This window comes from Allobosea sp. 01N443 (assembly GCF_056399325.1).
Genome location: NZ_JBFTRC010000180.1, coordinates 1 through 15,263, shown reverse-complemented (window position 1 = coordinate 15,263; position 15,263 = coordinate 1). Strand labels below are relative to the sequence as shown.

Below are 15,263 nucleotides of genomic sequence, written 5' to 3'. Positions count from 1 at the left end.
CCAGACTGATCGTCAGAATTGGTAATAGAGGAACTCGCTCACCTGCCCGAGCCGGAAGAACACTTCGCCGAAGAGCAGGAAGGCCGTGCCGAGGGCGATGAGCGAGGGGCGCCAGGCCAGCGCGCCGACATGTCTTCGCCAGTTCGACTGAGCATCGCCTTCGCGATAGCCGGTGATCTCCATCGGGTCCGGCAGGAGAAGGGCAATCGCCAGCGCCAGCAGGGTCAGCGCAGTCCCGGTGAGCGACCAGGTGCTGCCGAGCCAGGTGCGGATGAAGGCCTCAGAGATCCAGCCCTGGCGTATCGCCCACCAGTCGTGCTGGAGCGTGAGCGCCTCCGCGACCGGGGATTGACCCATGCCTCCCATGGCGGCGAAGAGATGCCCCGACGTCTCGATATCCGCAGAGCGAAACAGGACAGAGCCCACCACGAAGGCCGTAAAGGTCAGCGCCCATCCGACGAACCGCCCAGTCTGTGTCGGCTCATCCCGCTCGGGCACGATCCGCTGCCAGATCGTGTTGATGGTGAGAAGGCAGCCGTGATAGGCGCCCCATACCACGAACGTCCACCCGGCTCCGTGCCAGAGACCGGCCAGGGTCATCGTGATCATCACTGCGATGGCGCGCCACCACCCCATCGGCCGGCCGAAGGTCAGCGGCCCGTAGACATAGTCCCGCAGCCACTGCGACAGCGTGATGTGCCACCGCCGCCAGAAGTCCAGGATGCTGGTTGCGCGCAATGGTGCGGCAAAATTCACGGGCAGCCGGAAATTGAACAACAGCCCGAGGCCGATCGCCATCTCGGAATAGCCGGAAAAGTCGAAGTAGATCTGGGCCGAGAAGGCCAGGGCACCGCCCCATGCGGCGATGGCGGTAACCGGGTCGCCCCTCGCCGCAGCGTCGAAGACCGTGCCGACATGCGGCGAAAGCGAATCGGCGATCAGCACCTTCTTGGCGAGGCCGATGATGAAAATCGTCAGCCCAAGGGCAACGTTCGACCAATCCAACCGGAAGCGCGCATCATCGCCGAGCTGCCGGCCGAAGCTGTTCCAGCGCACGATGGGTCCCGCGATCAGATGTGGGAAGAAGGCGACAAAGAACGCGTAGCGGCTGAAATGAAGCGGAACTTTGCGGCGGTAGACGTCGACCAGAAAGGCGATCTGCACGAATGTCGTGAACGACAAGGCGAGCGGAACGACGGGGGGCGCGGCTTTGTAGGAATGAACGATCGAGAGAAGGAAATCAGCGTATTTCCAATAGCATAGCACGAGGATGTTGCTGACGATTCCGAAGACCAGGAGTCGCTTCGCCGCCGGCTTCTCCGCGGCTGCGATCAGCCGTGCGAACCAGAAATTCGCGACGATCGACGCCACGGGCAACAGCACATAAGGCGGGTTCCACCATGCATAGAAGACGAGCGACGACAGCGTCGTGCCGATGATCGCGGCCGCGGCGCTCACGCGCGCCAATGCGAAGTGCAGAAGCACCGCAAGCGGAAGAAAGACGAAGATGAACTCGGTAGAATTGAAGAGCATCGGGCGTGCCGTTGGAGCCGTGCGAGGCTACAGGCATACAGCCGGTCCGGACGCACGCAAGACGGACCGGAAGCTTGTGGCCCATTAGCCGGCCATATGTGTGAAATATGTCACCGATACTGCCGCTACGGCGCGGTCGGTCATTGGGCAATCTCCACGACTGCGCAGGAGCCTCAGTAAAGGGTCTAGCTTTGCCACTCTTCGCCTTGATCGAGATTGAGAATCGCTGCGGGCATCAAGCCCGGCATGGAGCTCGGAAGCCTGAACCAGTGATGTCGATGGCTGCGTGAATCTCTGCGGGCCTTCGGGGTACAGGTTGCTTTACCAGATTTTRATCCCCAGCCTGCCGTCATAGGCATGCGAGCGGCCATTCAGGCCGATCTGGTAGCCGGCGGAGGCATAGAGAGCTCCCATAATCGCCTCGGGTGCGCCGCGATTGATCCGACCTTTGGTCACACGGCCGCCGCCGATCGCAAGCAGAATCTGGAGCATGATGCGCCGGGCCTGCGATTGACCATGCTGATTTCGATGATCTTGCTTGTGATGAACGGATTCAGCGGCCGGCGGAGGCGGCCTCGATTGCGGAGCAAGCGGCCGCGGCGCTGAACACTGCGTCGGCGACGCTACGCGGCCGAGCGCGGACCGTGCACTTCCGGCGCTCGACGGAGACACCGCGCGTTGGCTTGCCAACGCGGCACATTATGTTCGCCGCGCGAGAGGACGAGCGCCCTTCATGTCCGCTCACGCGACCTTTGGGCTGGTTCCGCGTGGGCGGAGCCAGCCGGCGACGTTCATCCTACTGCCGCCTCTTCCCCGGCGCCCCAGGCTTGGCCGGGCTCTGCGCGGCGACCGGGTCGCTTGCGGGGAACGTATCCTTCAGCGCCTTGTCGAGCTGCTGTTCCGGCGTGCTTTCACGCTCGGTCTTTCGCTGCTGCTTCTGCTCCTTCCGGAGACTTTCGACCGCCGGGGTTGTGTGCTCTCGCATTGCCATGCCTCTGCCATTGATGAAGCCGATAGACGAGCTAACGCCAGCGAGACCCATACGTTCCCAAACCGTGTCGCTCCTCCCGGTCCCCGCGGGAGATGGCGAGGCGCTCGATCGAAGGTACTTCCGATCGTCGCCCGCCAATCCTGATCTGGCGGCTCGCTTCAGCGCCGGTATCAGGCCAGCCGCACGGAAATGCCGCCATCCACGAGCATCGGGCTTCCCGTCACGAAGCTGGACCTGTCGGACAACAGGAACAGGGCCGCCTGCGCGATCTCCTCTGAACTCGCCATGCGCTTCATCGGGTGCAGGTTGGCGACGAAATCCAGGACGGCCGGCTGTCCCTCGCCACCGCTTGGCGTGATGGTTCAGATTGACCGCGATGACATCGTTCCAGTTGGCCATCCCCATCTCGGCGACCGGCATCATGTCGCCGACGATGCCGGCATTGTTGAAGGCGCCGTCGAGGTGACCGAATTCCTTGAGGGCCAGGGCGACGAGCGCGCTGGCATAGTCCTCATCCCTGACGTCGCCGGCCAGACACACGGCCCGGCCATGGTTCTTCCGGATCTGCGCAGCCAAGGTTTCCATCTCGGCACCACGGCGGGCTCCGAGAACCAGCTTGGCTCCTTCGGCTGCGAACAATAGAGCCGCCGCAGCGCCGATTCCGCTGCTCGCACCCGTGATGATGATCGCCTTGTCTTCCAGTTCCACAGCTCGCTCCCCTGTCGGTGTCGTCAAGGCGAATTAGCGATTGGCCGCGGGGTGCAGCCACCCGTTTCCTGTGGTTCGGATCAGCCGCGCGGCGGAACCTGACGTCCGGCGGCACCGTTGTTCCGTCATTCGCGGATAGCCGCGAGCTTGAAACCGTGCGGAGGAGAACGCCATGGAAACGGAGACTGAACGCAGGGCCGAACGGCAATCGGCGACACGGGGCGGCGACCCGATCTCTCCTCTGCGCCCCGACGATCACTCGGCCGCCCATCCCGCACAGGAAACGCCCGTCGAAGCACGGCAGGGTTTCCTTGGCCGCCCGGTCCTGAAGGTTCTGATCGCAGGGCTTGTCCTGGCAGTATTGGCCTGGATTGTGGTCGCACTCCTGGCCCCCTGACCGGAGGCTCGCAGATGCCCCCTGGACTGCTTGCCCCTGAGCCGAGGCCTGCCGGTGCCTCGCCTGCTCCGATCCAGACAACAGAAACCCGGCCCCCTTTAGGAGAGCCGGGCCAAGTTTGGGGTCACTAACTCGTCCTGTACTACGCGCCGCGAACGATTAGGTTCCGATGGCCGATGCGCGATGAGCGCGCTCCGTTTCCACGGCGTTCTGCCATCAGATAAGCGCCCGGCGACAGTCGCGATGACGTGATGACGCTCGACTGCGCTGTGATCTCTGGCTGCGACAATGCGTCGTATATTGCGGTTATTGCCGAGGTTGAGGGGGCAATATCGTCTCACCTTTCACGATGAGGTGTAGTGATGACCTATGTACTTCGTCTTTCACTGGCTGCTCTTGTCTTACTGCCGCTCGCGGGATGCATGGAACAACAGGCGAGCCGCACGATGTCTACCCCCACGACAACATCCTCCATAGCAACTTGGCATTATAAGCCTGCTCCCGATTCAGTGAAGCTGATGGAGGAACGCACGTTCTGACGGCGCGATCGCGGAGCGGACCTTCCCGGGGTTTGTGAAGCGATGGGTCCGGAACAGCGTTTCCCTGTGACGTTCTGCTGCCGCCGGATCGTCGTCGCCCAGCCTGAGCGTATTCATCCACCTCGAGACCTTCCCCCGCATCGCTTGCGCCATGGCCGCGTCGCGTTTTCCGGCTGCAGAACGAGAACGAGCCCGCTGCACCATTCGGCGCAGCGGGCATAATCGGCGCCTATGAGCGGTCGTCCCCGGCGTGTCCGGCTCCGGCCCCATGGCCCAGATGCCTGCGCTGCGGGGCCTCGAAAGATCGGCCCCCAAGTCGTCAGCGCTGCGTGAAGAAGGTCAGCAGAACCTTGCCCCTTTCCCCGATGAGGCACAGGAACCGCCGCGGTTTGTCCGTGCGATCCGTGCGCAAGTAGGCTTCGCCCATGATGATGCGTGTGATCGGCGTATCCCCCACCTTGGTTTCGGAGGTGGCGATCGTCGCCCCGTCCTCGTCGATATAGATGTCCTTGATCTCTGGCTCCCGCGACGAGATCGTATGGAGCGCCGTGGCCTTGCAGGCGACGATCTCGGGTGAGGACGGATTTTCTGCCGGAGCAGTCTGGCTGGACGCGGCGCCCGAGAGCAGCGCCAGCGCAATCAGGCTATGGAAAGTCGTACGGATCATGATCAGCACTCTGTTGAGGTCGAGGCTAAACGCATGATCCTGGCGCCGGTTCAAAACTGCCCGGCACCGGACACTCCATCCTCGCCGACGCACGGGCTCGCCGTGCTCTCGCCGCACGCCGCAGGGGCGCCCTCCGAGACTCCATCGATCACGGCCAGGTGAGCGTATCGCAGACACGCATGGCCGCCGAGGTTTTGACTCGCACTTGCTCGAGAACATAACTAGAACAATCGAAGGCCGCGGAGATTCACGCCATGAATGTCGACACCTTCATCATCCAGGAATTCGTCACCCGCCGGAAACGGCTGGTGCCGGGCAACAAGACGCCCGCCAAGACCAAGCACCATGCCCTGCGCGATGCGGAGCGGCTCGCGGGGCGGGCGGAAGGCGTCGCCGTCATCCATGTCGTGGCCGATGACGAGACCAGCGAACTCAGCTCGATTGAGGTTCTCGCCCGCCATGGCGCCATTCCCGAGGAGTTTGAGGAAGGCATCAGGGCCGCATGATATGTCCCAAGGGGTCTAGGGTCTTAGGGCTTGGAAGACACCGGCCGTAAGTCTCTACCCGCGCACGCTCAGGCTGCATCATGCTCAGGGGCTCCCGCAGCCGGCGGTGATCGTTATGCAACCTGTCTATGACGACCTGATCCTTCGTGCGCGCAAAGCCGTCGTGTTCCTCAAGCAATGTGGTCTCGATCACAGCGCCGAAATCGTCGATGAGATGGTCGACGCGCTCAATGAGCTCACAGGGAGGGTCTCGCTGCTGATTGCCTTGAACGTCTCGCTCCAGACGGGGCAGGACAACGAGGCGGGCCACGGCCAGCTGGGAGAGCCTGGCCCTTTTCCCAATCCGGACAGCTGAGCGCTCTCCCAGGCCAGCCCGGCGCCAAGGCGCATCCCAGGACGTTCCCGAGGACCCCTGCGAGATCGCGGGAGCAAGGGCATCGGGAGCGGAGTGTGCGCGCCTGCGTCAGATCAAGGCGGAGAGGTCCTACCTCATGCCGCCCCATCAGCGATGTAGAATCCGATGGCCGAGGCACATGCCAGTACGATCGATAGCTCGAGAATGCCCATTGTCGCCTCCGAGGTTTGCTCAGCTTCAACTGCGGCAGCACTGCCCAAGTTCCGCCGCATCATCGCCCAAAACAAGTAAATTCGCCACCCCTGCGGCAAGTGGTTCCGATTGCTGGGAGAAATCCAAGACCGGACCGCGAGCGACGCTCGCAGCATGACCGCCCTGCCCGGCACCGTGCTCGCCTCCCGGGTGGCGGCGTCTCACCCGGATCTTGCGTCGGCGCCGGGCCGGGAGCAGATCGTCCCCATCGCGTACGACATAAGGACCGATCGCCATGTCAGACGAAACAGACAGCCTCGATCGCCGTGACTTCATGAGGGCAACCATTGCCTCGGTCGGCGCGTCGGCTGCCCTCGCGGCCCATGCCGGCCCCGCACGAGTTCAGGCCGCTTCGGCGCCGGCGGCACGCTCGGCCCAGGCCGCGTCGCGCGGGACGGTCTTCACCGGAGACGTGATCGGCGGGAAGAGAGTGATCAGCGCACTCGACCTCGAGGACCTCGCGCCCGGCAGGCACCTTTTCTATTTCCAGGGCGTGCAGATGCCGACGGGGCAGCACTGGTACGTGTCCGTTATCGTCGCCAAGGGAGCGAAGCCAGGCAAGCGCATCGCGCTCATCAGCGGTGTGCACGGCGACGAGATCAGCCCGATGCACATGATCCAATCGGTCATGGCCCAGCTCGATCCGGCCACGATGTCGGGCAGCGCCATGGCGGTTCTCGATGTGTCCCGTCCGGCGCTGGAGGGCATGGCGCGCCGCTGGCCCAATTCCGGACGGGGCATAGATCTCATCGACATCAATCGCGAATGGCCCGGAAACGAGAACGGTGACAGCGCGCCCAGCCGGCATGCCGGCTTGCTGTTCAACAGGCTGTTCAGGCCGAATGCCGATTTCGCGATCGACTTCCACACGGGGACCACCGGGATGGATCTCACGGGGTTCCATCTCGCCCGAATGGACCTGCCCGAGGTCAGGGCCATGGCCGAGCTCTATCCGATCGACCAGATTTTCGACAATCGCGCCTATCCCACACTGCTGGCGAACGCCCTGATCGACGCAGGCATCCCAGCCTTCACGCCCGAGATCGGGGCTGCGCGCATTCTGGACCACAGCCTGATCCCGCTCTTCGCAGAGGGCACGATGAATGTGCTGAAGCATCACGGCATCATTGCCGGTCCGATCGGGCGCACGGGTCGCGATTCAGGCGTGTTCCTCGCCAACAGCGGGCACACCATTCTTTCAACCCATGGCGGCTTCGTCGAGCTTCTCGTCAAGCTGAGGGACAAGGTCAAGATTGGGCAGAAGGTCGCCATCCAGCGCAATGCTTTCGGCGAAGTGGTCGCGGAATACATCTGCGATGTGGCGGGCGAGGTCTGTGGCCGGCGCACGGACGCCACAGCCGAACCCGGTACACCGCTCGTGTTCATCTTCTACAACGCTGCGCCCGCCGAAGCCCCCGTCGACTATTCCGAGTAGGCGCCAGCGGCCCCCTGATACCGCTCCGGGCCGAATGGCTTGACGCCGGCAGCCCTGGAGAGGAGGCCGGCTCGCCATCGCGCCCGAGCCGCTCGCGCCTATTTGCCGGTAGCGATCAGCCGCATGACCTCCGACATCACGGGATCCTTGCCGGCGGCATAATCTGCGAAGGTCGGTGCAACCGTCAGCGTCGGCTGGAGCGATCCTGCGGGCACGGCATAGGCATAGTTCAGCAGGAAGCACGTCATGATCTGCGAAAGGCTGCAGCCGTTCTCCCAATCGTGATAGGCCGTCGTATAGCGCAGCGTCAGTTTCGTGTTCGGCAACAGGGTGGTTCCGCCCTCACCCCAGAACTGGGACCGATCGCCCATCGCCTCTCCGATCAGGAGCGCGCGGGAGCCGGCGAAATATTTCAGCCGTGCCGCGGTGCTGATCGCCGCGGAGAAGGTGTTTGCGCTGGTCAGAATGAAGAGCCTGCCACCCGGCGGCAGAAGCTCAGGCAAGCGGCGCGAGAAGTCCGCGGTCAGGACATAATCGCCGCCGCGGTTGAAGCGCAGGTCGACGACGGCGTTTCGAATGGGTTTCTTGCCCGCCTCGTCGAGCATGTCCGATAGATACCGGGATGCGGAGACCGGCCCCTTGTCGCTCATCCGGTTGATCTGGACATAGAGCAGGTCCTGCGCCGGATAAACATGCCAATAGTTCTCTTCAGGTCGCGAGAGATAGAGCGGCAGAGCAACGCCGTCGAGGACGTGCCGCCATTCGGCCGCGCCAGTGACTGGCGCAACGGGGCTGAGATGGCGCTTCGGCCAAAAATTGCTACTCAACGGAGACTGGCTGGCAGGCAGCGCAGCAAGCTTCGCCCGCCTCATGCTGCCATCCGCCGTACGGATGTCGAACGTGCTGCTGCTTGCCGTGTCGGCGAGCCCGGCGGCATGGAGCAGTTCAGGCGAGATCAGGAAATTCGGCACGAACTCCTTCGACAGATTGGTAGGGCCGCCGACATAAGGGCGCAGCGCCTCCACCAGCGCTTCGGTCGGGCGCTCGTTTGCGCCGAGGATCTGCCCTCCGAGAAGATGACGCAGGTTGTCGGCGGCCGCGATCACGAACAATCCGTCAGAAAACCATCCCAGGCGAATGGGCGCGGCGTTGAAACCATGATCCCCTGCCATCCCGACGATGTTGGTATGGCCGTTATCGGCAAGGGCCACGGCCTTCGCCGTCGCCATCGCCATGCCCGCCTTGTCGAGCTCACCTGCCCGCTGCTCGATCGCATCGAGAGCTCGCCCATACGCCGCGCGGGTTTCGCTGGTGAAGCTCCGCTCGACCTCGGGCAGACGCCGCAGATGCGCCAGATCCTGGCGATTCCTTTGGGCCTGGGAAGCGGCGGCCTGAAAATCCGTCTTGGGATAGGGCTTGAGCGTCGGATAAAGAACGAGGCCGAGCGGCAGCAAGACGAGAACAAGCAATGCCGCCATTGCGATGAGGGAGACCTTGATCCAGCGCCGGTGCAACAACCGCTTGGGAGCATCACCGTCTCGTCGCATTGACCTGGCCAACCCTTAAGCACCCTGTCGATCACGTGGCTATGGCATGGCCTCGGTCCGCTCCGCCAGCCTGAACGCAAAGGTTGTGGCTGGAAGCAAAACACGGCTGGCGCGTGTTGCAATAACGACGCGAATCCGTCGCTTCATCGCCGGTCCGCTCAGGTGCGCCGGCCATGGCGGGAGAGCCCCGGCCGATGTCTCCAAGTGCGGGCCGATACGACGTCCGTTCCGGGCCGAACTCGCTGGATCAAGCGTCCCCGAAAAATCGGGTCACGGCATCGGATCCGAAATCATTTCGGAAGGCACTCCACATGATAGGCAATGATGATCTGCCCCGGGCTGGCCTTCCCGATGCTCTTCAAATCCTCCAGGCCACTTCTAATCTTGTCTCCGGCCTCCCTTAAACTGTCGTCAAGCTTCGATTTGGCGGACAGACATCGTTCTTCCGTCGAGAATTCCTGGAACACCACGCTCGGGCGGAGCCTCCATTCGGCCCTGTCGTTTGTCGCGGCAGGGTTGACCGAGTAGGAGAAGACATACATCAGAATCCACATCGGCATGCTCCACTGGTGGCAGATGATCCCCGTGCGGCGGCCAAAGCCGCCTGGATTGCCTTGATCAACGCGCCTCTGTCCGGTCGAGCGCCGACAGCGCGCATGACCATCATGATCTCCGTGGCCTCGTCAGGCGACGTATGCTTGGTCGGTTCCAGACGAGGGAATACAAGGGCTCAGGAACCTCAAGTATATCGGCAGCGAATACCCGAGATATCCGGTGCATCGTTATAGCCCCTCCGGGGACGCATCGTAAGGCGTTTTTCGGGCGCCCCCCCGCAAGGTGAGCCCGCTGAGCCGCAGTGCCGGCTTTCGCTCGAAGAGGATATCCGTCTGCGGCCTGCATCGCATATGTGATGTTGCAGCCGCCTGCCGTGGCGCAGCCCTGGGCTGCTGATTGTCCTCCCTCGACGAACCGGCCCTGCTCCGTCCATTACGTCGGACCGTCGCAATCAGCGCGCGGCTTCCAGCCACGCCAAGGCTTGCGCCCTTTCATCGAAGGGAAATTGCCGAACCTCCGCTGAAACGAAGTGCTTGGCGATATGCGGCATGATCTTCAGCAACTCGCTATCGGTTACCGCCGCGATGCGATCGATCTTGCGGTGGTGATCCCTGACGAAGCGGAGATGGGACACGAGCGCGCCGAAGCTGTCCCAGCCCGGAAAGGCCTTTGCGCAGATCATCACTCCAGCGAGCCTGCCATGGGATGCGATGAACGGATCGACCTCCCGGGCGATCCGCTCAGAATCGGCCTTTTCAATCGGCCCGTCCGGCGAGAGTACAAGGACAGCCTGGGCGCGCAGCAATTCGAACTGGATCATCGTTCCCTCCCGATCTGGCGTTCGAGGCGGTCCCTCGCATCAGGAAAACCCTTGGCGTCTTCCGCGCCAGGATTCTGGGGAGCATATGTCATGGCGCGCATGCGGTTCGCATGAGGCAAGCGGCCCCCCTAGCGGGTCCGGCTCAGATAATCGCTGAATCCCTCCAATGGTTCCATGAGTTTCCGCCGCGCCAGGCTGACTGATCACGGCAACGCGGACAGGCCCAACGCCAATGGCTCTTGCGTTGATCCTGAGACCAGGCCTCCCCTTGGGCCGGCCGCGACCAACGCGAGCGGACTCTTCCGCGCCGCCGAATTCCGTCTCGACGTCGACCGCAGATCAGGCGGCGCGCAAGGCGCTCTCTATCGACCGGGTCCGAGCGAGGGCCTCGCCCGGACGTCCGATCGGGAGCCTAGAAGCTCACCTTGACCAGAGCCTGTCCGCCGAGGCGATTTGCACTTGCTGCGAGTTCACCATCGAAGCGAGCGCCCAGGGTTACGGCTGGCGTGATCTTCAGATCGAGCCCGGCCGCCAGGAGCGCACTGTTGCGGGGGGCGCGCGCGCCATCGATCGCAAACCCTGAACCCGCGAGACCGCTGATCGTGGCGCTCAATCCGGCTTCGCGCTGATAGTAATGCGCCCAGCCAGCCCGGAGATAACCGGCAACCGGGAGGCCGTTCACAGCCCCACCGACATCAAGCTGCATTCCGAGCTCGCTTCGGCTGGTCACGTCGCTCCGCCGAGCCAGGTTCAACGCGGCGGCGTTGGCGCCATTCCAGCTCGCCTCGGTCAGGGCGGGGCTGCGGACCTGGATGGCCTGCAATGCTGCCACCGGTGAAAGCGTGACGCCGGACCACTCAAACAGAGCGGCGCTGGCCTGCAGGCGCCCGCTCCAGGCGTTGCTGCCATAGGACGATGAAAGGCTGGATGCACCGAGAGCCGGCACGGCCCGGTTCACATCGTTCTCCAGGCGCGCATAGGCCAGGGCAGCAGCCAGGTTGACCGGTCCGAGCTTGGTCATGCCGTAGATGCCGGCCTGGAAAATGTCTGCATCGGCCTTTCCGAGCCCGCCCGAGAGCGATGCGCGGGCGCTGCCGCCAGCCACGGCGAAGCCGACGGTACTGCCAGGGCCAACGCGAAGGTCGGCACCGACGGCGAGATGCACGTCGTCGACATCACGCTTGGCCGAACCGTCCCGGGCTCCTCCGTCATTGCGCCCTACGGAGCCGAGCACCGCCCCCCAGACCGAGTATGCGGGGGCGTCGAGGAAGGCCGGTCGAGCCGGTTCGTYGCTTCCCTTGCCGCCCAGCGCCGAGAACGTCGCGGCGCCAGGGCCGGCCCCGCTTCGCCCGGCGCTCGCCGGGTTCAACATGGCGTGGAGGAACTGGTCCGCGGCGGCATTGGCCATGGCCGGCACCGACGTATGGGCTTCGCCGGAAAGCTGGTTCACGGCAGCGGGTATCTCGGCTGCCGGCAGGTTGTAGATCGTAAACAGCGGCGATGGATCGCCCCCGGCAGCGACGGCCCGATCGATCGCGCTGGCAATCGAGAAGCCGCTGAACATCCTGGCGCCAAACATGCGCGGCGACAGGCCTCCCGGGGGAGCTGCCGGCGGCGTGACGATCGGCACCAGCGGTTTTGGCGTCAATGTCAGGAGGACGTCGTTGCTGGTGTAGGAGATGGCCGTGGTGACGCCGTCGCCGAACGTGCCGGATGTTGCCTCGGTGCCGAAGCGGCTTCCTCCGAGCCCGCCCGCGGCCGAGAGCAACGTGTAGGGGCTGGAGAATGTGTRCGCGCCGCCAAGCGGCACGATTCTGAGCGTACCGGCGAGTGCTGCAGCGCCCGTGACGTTGACGCGATCCGAGACCGCACCCTGTACCTCGGCGAGATAGCTCGATCCGGCGGCCAGCGTCAGGCTGCCGTTGACGGTAAGCGTGCCGGGCGAATTTCCGGGAGCGAGCGTGCCATTGACGATCATCGCGGGAATCTGGCCGGAGCCACTCAGCGTAGCGCCAGGCGAGACGGTCACGCTCGACGAGGATGCGATCGAACCATTCACGACGAGCGTGCCGCCGGTCACGAGTGTCGCGCCCGTATAGGTGTTGGTGCCGGCCAGGGTCAGCGTGCCGCTGCCCATCTGCGTGAGCGTGCCGCTTCCGGAGATGACGCCGCGATACGAAACGGTGTTCGATCGGTTGACGATCAATGCACCCGCATTGCTGATCGAGCCGACAAAGTTGCCGGTGCCGCCGATCCAGCCGGTCGTTCCGCCATTGCCCAGCTGCAACGTGCTGCCGACTCCGATGAAGACGTCGCCTCGGGTGCTGTTCGTCGCGGTCAGCGTGAGCTTGCTCGACCCAAGATGCGAGAACGTGCCCGGGCCCGAGATGCTCCCGGCATAGGTCACGTCATCGGATCGTTTGAAGATCAGGCTGCCATAGTTCGTCACGTCGCTGGTGATCGACCCCGCATTGCCGTTATTGCCGATCTGCAGGGTGGCGCCACTCGCGATCCCGGCGCCACCGGAGAAATCACTGGCGCCGGTCAGGATCTGGGTGCCGCCATTGATCGAGATTCCGCCGGTGCCGCGGATGGCGCCGGAAAAGATGCCGCTGGCATTGTTGACCATAAGGCTCGCGGTTCCGAGCTGGACCTCGCCGCTGCCGTTCAAGGCCTTGACCTGCGCAGAGGCTGCCCCGCTCACGTCAAAGATACCGTCGACGGTGATGCCGCTCGACTGGTTGATCCGGCCCTGACCTGTCAGGGCAAGGGTGCCGCCAGCCGCAACACTCGTCGCGCCCGTATAGGTGTTCATACCGCTCAAGGTGAGGGTGCCGGTGCCGGTCTTGTTCAGGCTGCCCACCCCCGTGATGTCACGGGCGAACGTCGTGTCGAAGCCGTTGGTGTCAATGGTGCCGCCGGCGGAATCAAGGCTAAGCGCCCGCCCCGTCGAGAGGTTGAAGCTCGTGCCGAACCGGAGCGTGCCGCCGTTGAAGATGACCCCATCGCCAGACGGACCGACATCGGCATCACTCGATACCGGCAAGAGGCCCGGGCCAATCGTTATGTCCGCGGCCGACGCACGGGGGGCCATGACGCCTGCAATAATACAGGCGGACAGCAAACTCGCGACAGACGTGGTTGAGCGCAGCCCCCTCGATATCGCCTTCAGGCCGTAAGGTAACATAGGCGAAAACGAAACGTCAGGCGCTGAGGGCACCCGAGAATTACATAGAATCGGCACAGAAAGCCCCCAAAAGACAGCATTTTTCTTTTGGGACTAGCACGCACGTTGCCGTGCAACCAACCTGGAATTAACAAATCGATAACGATTGTGACTGGCTGTTCACAGCCAACCCGACGGAACCCACCTGCCCTGCGGCGAGCACTTCGCGCTGCCGCAGGGGGTTGAGTTCATCCTGTTTCGCCAAGGCCCAGATCCAGACGCCGCAAGTCATGGCTTGACCTCTTCGAAATCCGCCGGCTTCCAGCTCTTGTCGAAGGCCGCCGCCTCCGGGCCATAGATCCAGGATCGCTATGATAATGGTCCCGGTGAGGCGTTAAGTGGCTGGCAAACCAGCGCGAGAACGGGTCATCCCATGGCGAATACGAGCGGTCATCACGAGTGGTGGTGGACGGGCGCTTCGCTTTGCCTGAGCTCCCACTCCTTCAACGCATGAAACGCCGCGATATTTGCCTGTCCCTCGTCCATTGCCCTCTGCATTTGGCCGCTTTGCATCATGTCGTAGCTTTCATAGATGGCATCCATCGTGCAGCCCTTGGGGCTGTTGCACGAACCCTGACTGGGCAGAGGAACCCAGGCGGCCAGTACGACTGTCCCTGCCACCAAGACTGCGCGGTTGATCAGCTTGCTCATCGTCAATGCCTCCACGCTCGGTCCGCGCATTGAACCTCGCAGGTTGCCGCGCGAGCCGTATCTATTCGTCGCCCTGAGTGAAGTATATGCCTATGTTCGATTTCACCATCTGCGGCGAATTCTCGCAGCTTACTGATCAAGAGCCCTCGATCGGAAGAACACTATCCCAGCTTTCCCTGCTGTCTTTCTTTTCGATCAGGATTTTGCGGAGCGCCATCGTCTTCAGCTACTCGTCTCCGCCCCGCAATGCCCAGAGCGCTGCGCCGACGGGGCTCCAGTCGGATAGCTCGCCGCGACGGCCTAATTCGCATGGGTAAGACGCTGCCGGAGCGGAAAACCGGCCGCATAGATTAGTGCAGCCACGAAATGATAGAGCGAGAAGCTGGCGAGGTCCGCCCGCCGGATCAGTGAGAGCGCCATCTGGTCATCATTCAGCATATAGGCAGCGAGCGCCTGCATCCCGACATAGTAGCTCGATCGGACCGGATTTCTTGCAACCGCTTCATCGAGCAGATCAAAGCCGCGCTTCCACTGACCTGCCTGCGCCAGGCGGCTGCCATATTCCCCGAGCAGTTCCATGTCGTTCGGGTTGAGGGCCAGCGCCCGCTCCCCGATCCGCAGTGCCTCGGCCGGCTCCTGGTTGAAGAACAGCATCGTCATCAGAGCCTGTTGAGCCCGCACATTCTCCGGATCGAGCTCGACCGCACGCAGTGCTGCGCTGCGGGCTCTGGAGCTCGCATCGGGCGGTCCTGGCCGACGATTCAGCCGGAAGCGGTCCTCATCGAGATAGAGATAGGACAGCATGGCCCAGCCCGTCGAATAGCTGGGGTAGCGTGCAGTCGTCTGTTCCAGGCATTGCCGCGTCGCGATGTGCTCGTCCGGACCCAGGCTTTGCCTGTACCGGTAGAACCGGAGCATGCACTGATAGGCGTCGAAGCTCTCTGGCCTGCCGTCCTCCGCCTTCACCTGCGAGGTATCGAACACGATGCCATAGGGTTGTGCGACGGCCGTGGCGACCTTGGCGGCGATATCGGATTGGACACCCAGGATGTCGCTGACGCGCAAGTCCGCATCATACACC

Annotated in this window: 14 protein-coding genes and 1 pseudogene; 4 read left to right on the top strand and 11 right to left on the bottom strand. The window is 63.4% G+C overall.

Going from position 1 to position 15,263, the window contains the following annotated elements:
- Window positions 1-12 precede the first annotated feature (12 nt).
- The 4 genes and pseudogenes from AC1DRP_RS29360 to AC1DRP_RS29345 form a co-directional block, all read right to left on the bottom strand.
- The gene (locus AC1DRP_RS29360; protein ID WP_441508344.1) at window positions 13-1,533 is read right to left on the bottom strand and encodes an MBOAT family O-acyltransferase; all 1,521 of its coding nucleotides are present in this window, start codon (window positions 1,531-1,533) and stop codon (window positions 13-15) included.
- Between the two features lie 321 nt (window positions 1,534-1,854).
- Window positions 1,855-2,025, bottom strand: coding sequence for a hypothetical protein (locus AC1DRP_RS29355; RefSeq protein ID WP_476770320.1), 171 nt, complete (start codon window positions 2,023-2,025; stop codon window positions 1,855-1,857).
- A 304-nt stretch (window positions 2,026-2,329) separates the two neighbouring features.
- Window positions 2,330-2,518 carry a hypothetical protein gene (locus AC1DRP_RS29350; protein ID WP_141740231.1) on the bottom strand — a complete coding sequence of 63 codons (189 nt, stop codon included), beginning with the start codon at window positions 2,516-2,518 and terminating at the stop codon, window positions 2,330-2,332.
- 176 nt (window positions 2,519-2,694) lie between these two features.
- Window positions 2,695-3,232: pseudogene (locus AC1DRP_RS29345) on the bottom strand (SDR family oxidoreductase).
- Window positions 3,233-3,404: 172 nt separating this feature from the next.
- On the opposite strand from AC1DRP_RS29345, the gene AC1DRP_RS29340 reads away from it, so the two are divergent.
- The gene (locus tag AC1DRP_RS29340; protein ID WP_441508342.1) at window positions 3,405-3,629 is read left to right on the top strand and encodes a hypothetical protein; all 225 of its coding nucleotides are present in this window, start codon (window positions 3,405-3,407) and stop codon (window positions 3,627-3,629) included.
- Window positions 3,630-4,487: 858 nt separating this feature from the next.
- On the opposite strand, the gene AC1DRP_RS29335 is transcribed toward AC1DRP_RS29340, so the two are convergent.
- Window positions 4,488-4,835, bottom strand: coding sequence for a hypothetical protein (locus AC1DRP_RS29335; protein WP_441508341.1), 348 nt, complete (start codon window positions 4,833-4,835; stop codon window positions 4,488-4,490).
- A gap of 254 nt (window positions 4,836-5,089) precedes the next feature.
- On the opposite strand from AC1DRP_RS29335, the gene AC1DRP_RS29330 reads away from it, so the two are divergent.
- The 3 genes from AC1DRP_RS29330 (at window position 5,090) to AC1DRP_RS29320 (ending at window position 7,383) form a co-directional block, all read left to right on the top strand.
- Entirely contained in the window at window positions 5,090-5,341 is a 252-nt protein-coding gene (locus AC1DRP_RS29330; protein WP_069881075.1) for a hypothetical protein, read from the top strand.
- Window positions 5,342-5,456: 115 nt separating this feature from the next.
- A complete protein-coding gene (locus AC1DRP_RS29325; protein WP_441508973.1) occupies window positions 5,457-5,696 on the top strand; it encodes a hypothetical protein in 240 nt (79 codons plus the stop codon).
- A 487-nt stretch (window positions 5,697-6,183) separates the two neighbouring features.
- Complete coding sequence (locus AC1DRP_RS29320; RefSeq protein WP_441508974.1) at window positions 6,184-7,383, top strand: M14 family metallopeptidase; 1,200 nt, start codon at window positions 6,184-6,186, stop codon at window positions 7,381-7,383.
- 98 nt (window positions 7,384-7,481) lie between these two features.
- Here AC1DRP_RS29320 and AC1DRP_RS29315 read toward each other — a convergent pair whose 3' ends face one another.
- The 6 genes from AC1DRP_RS29315 to AC1DRP_RS29290 form a co-directional block, all read right to left on the bottom strand.
- The gene (locus AC1DRP_RS29315) at window positions 7,482-8,930 is read right to left on the bottom strand and encodes a S41 family peptidase (protein ID WP_476770319.1); all 1,449 of its coding nucleotides are present in this window, start codon (window positions 8,928-8,930) and stop codon (window positions 7,482-7,484) included.
- 290 nt (window positions 8,931-9,220) lie between these two features.
- A complete protein-coding gene (locus AC1DRP_RS29310) occupies window positions 9,221-9,484 on the bottom strand; it encodes a hypothetical protein (RefSeq protein WP_441490962.1) in 264 nt (87 codons plus the stop codon).
- A 452-nt stretch (window positions 9,485-9,936) separates the two neighbouring features.
- Window positions 9,937-10,305: a SpoIIAA family protein gene (locus AC1DRP_RS29305; protein WP_476770318.1), complete on the bottom strand. Its 369-nt coding sequence runs from the start codon at window positions 10,303-10,305 to the stop codon at window positions 9,937-9,939.
- A 412-nt stretch (window positions 10,306-10,717) separates the two neighbouring features.
- Window positions 10,718-13,351, bottom strand: a complete 2,634-nt coding sequence (locus AC1DRP_RS29300; protein WP_476770317.1) for an autotransporter outer membrane beta-barrel domain-containing protein — start codon at window positions 13,349-13,351, stop codon at window positions 10,718-10,720.
- Between the two features lie 573 nt (window positions 13,352-13,924).
- A complete protein-coding gene (locus tag AC1DRP_RS29295; RefSeq protein ID WP_441490965.1) occupies window positions 13,925-14,182 on the bottom strand; it encodes a hypothetical protein in 258 nt (85 codons plus the stop codon).
- Window positions 14,183-14,482: 300 nt separating this feature from the next.
- Window positions 14,483-15,263: tetratricopeptide repeat protein (locus tag AC1DRP_RS29290; RefSeq protein WP_476770316.1), on the bottom strand; the 781-nt coding region annotated here is incomplete at its 5' end.

Excerpts from the sequence above, each read along its gene's own strand:
- AC1DRP_RS29360 (WP_441508344.1), bottom strand. The coding sequence starts at position 1,533 with ATGCTCTTCAATTCTACCGAGTTCATCTTCGTCTTTCTTCCGCTTGCG.
- AC1DRP_RS29350 (WP_141740231.1), bottom strand. The coding sequence starts at position 2,518 with ATGCGAGAGCACACAACCCCGGCGGTCGAAAGTCTCCGGAAGGAGCAG.
- AC1DRP_RS29340 (WP_441508342.1), top strand. The coding sequence starts at position 3,405 with ATGGAAACGGAGACTGAACGCAGGGCCGAACGGCAATCGGCGACACGG.
- AC1DRP_RS29335 (WP_441508341.1), bottom strand. The coding sequence starts at position 4,835 with ATGATCCGTACGACTTTCCATAGCCTGATTGCGCTGGCGCTGCTCTCG.
- AC1DRP_RS29330 (WP_069881075.1), top strand. The coding sequence starts at position 5,090 with ATGAATGTCGACACCTTCATCATCCAGGAATTCGTCACCCGCCGGAAA.
- AC1DRP_RS29325 (WP_441508973.1), top strand. The coding sequence starts at position 5,457 with ATGCAACCTGTCTATGACGACCTGATCCTTCGTGCGCGCAAAGCCGTC.
- AC1DRP_RS29320 (WP_441508974.1), top strand. The coding sequence starts at position 6,184 with ATGTCAGACGAAACAGACAGCCTCGATCGCCGTGACTTCATGAGGGCA.
- AC1DRP_RS29315 (WP_476770319.1), bottom strand. The coding sequence starts at position 8,930 with ATGCGACGAGACGGTGATGCTCCCAAGCGGTTGTTGCACCGGCGCTGG.
- AC1DRP_RS29310 (WP_441490962.1), bottom strand. The coding sequence starts at position 9,484 with ATGTGGATTCTGATGTATGTCTTCTCCTACTCGGTCAACCCTGCCGCG.
- AC1DRP_RS29305 (WP_476770318.1), bottom strand. The coding sequence starts at position 10,305 with ATGATCCAGTTCGAATTGCTGCGCGCCCAGGCTGTCCTTGTACTCTCG.
- AC1DRP_RS29295 (WP_441490965.1), bottom strand. The coding sequence starts at position 14,182 with ATGAGCAAGCTGATCAACCGCGCAGTCTTGGTGGCAGGGACAGTCGTA.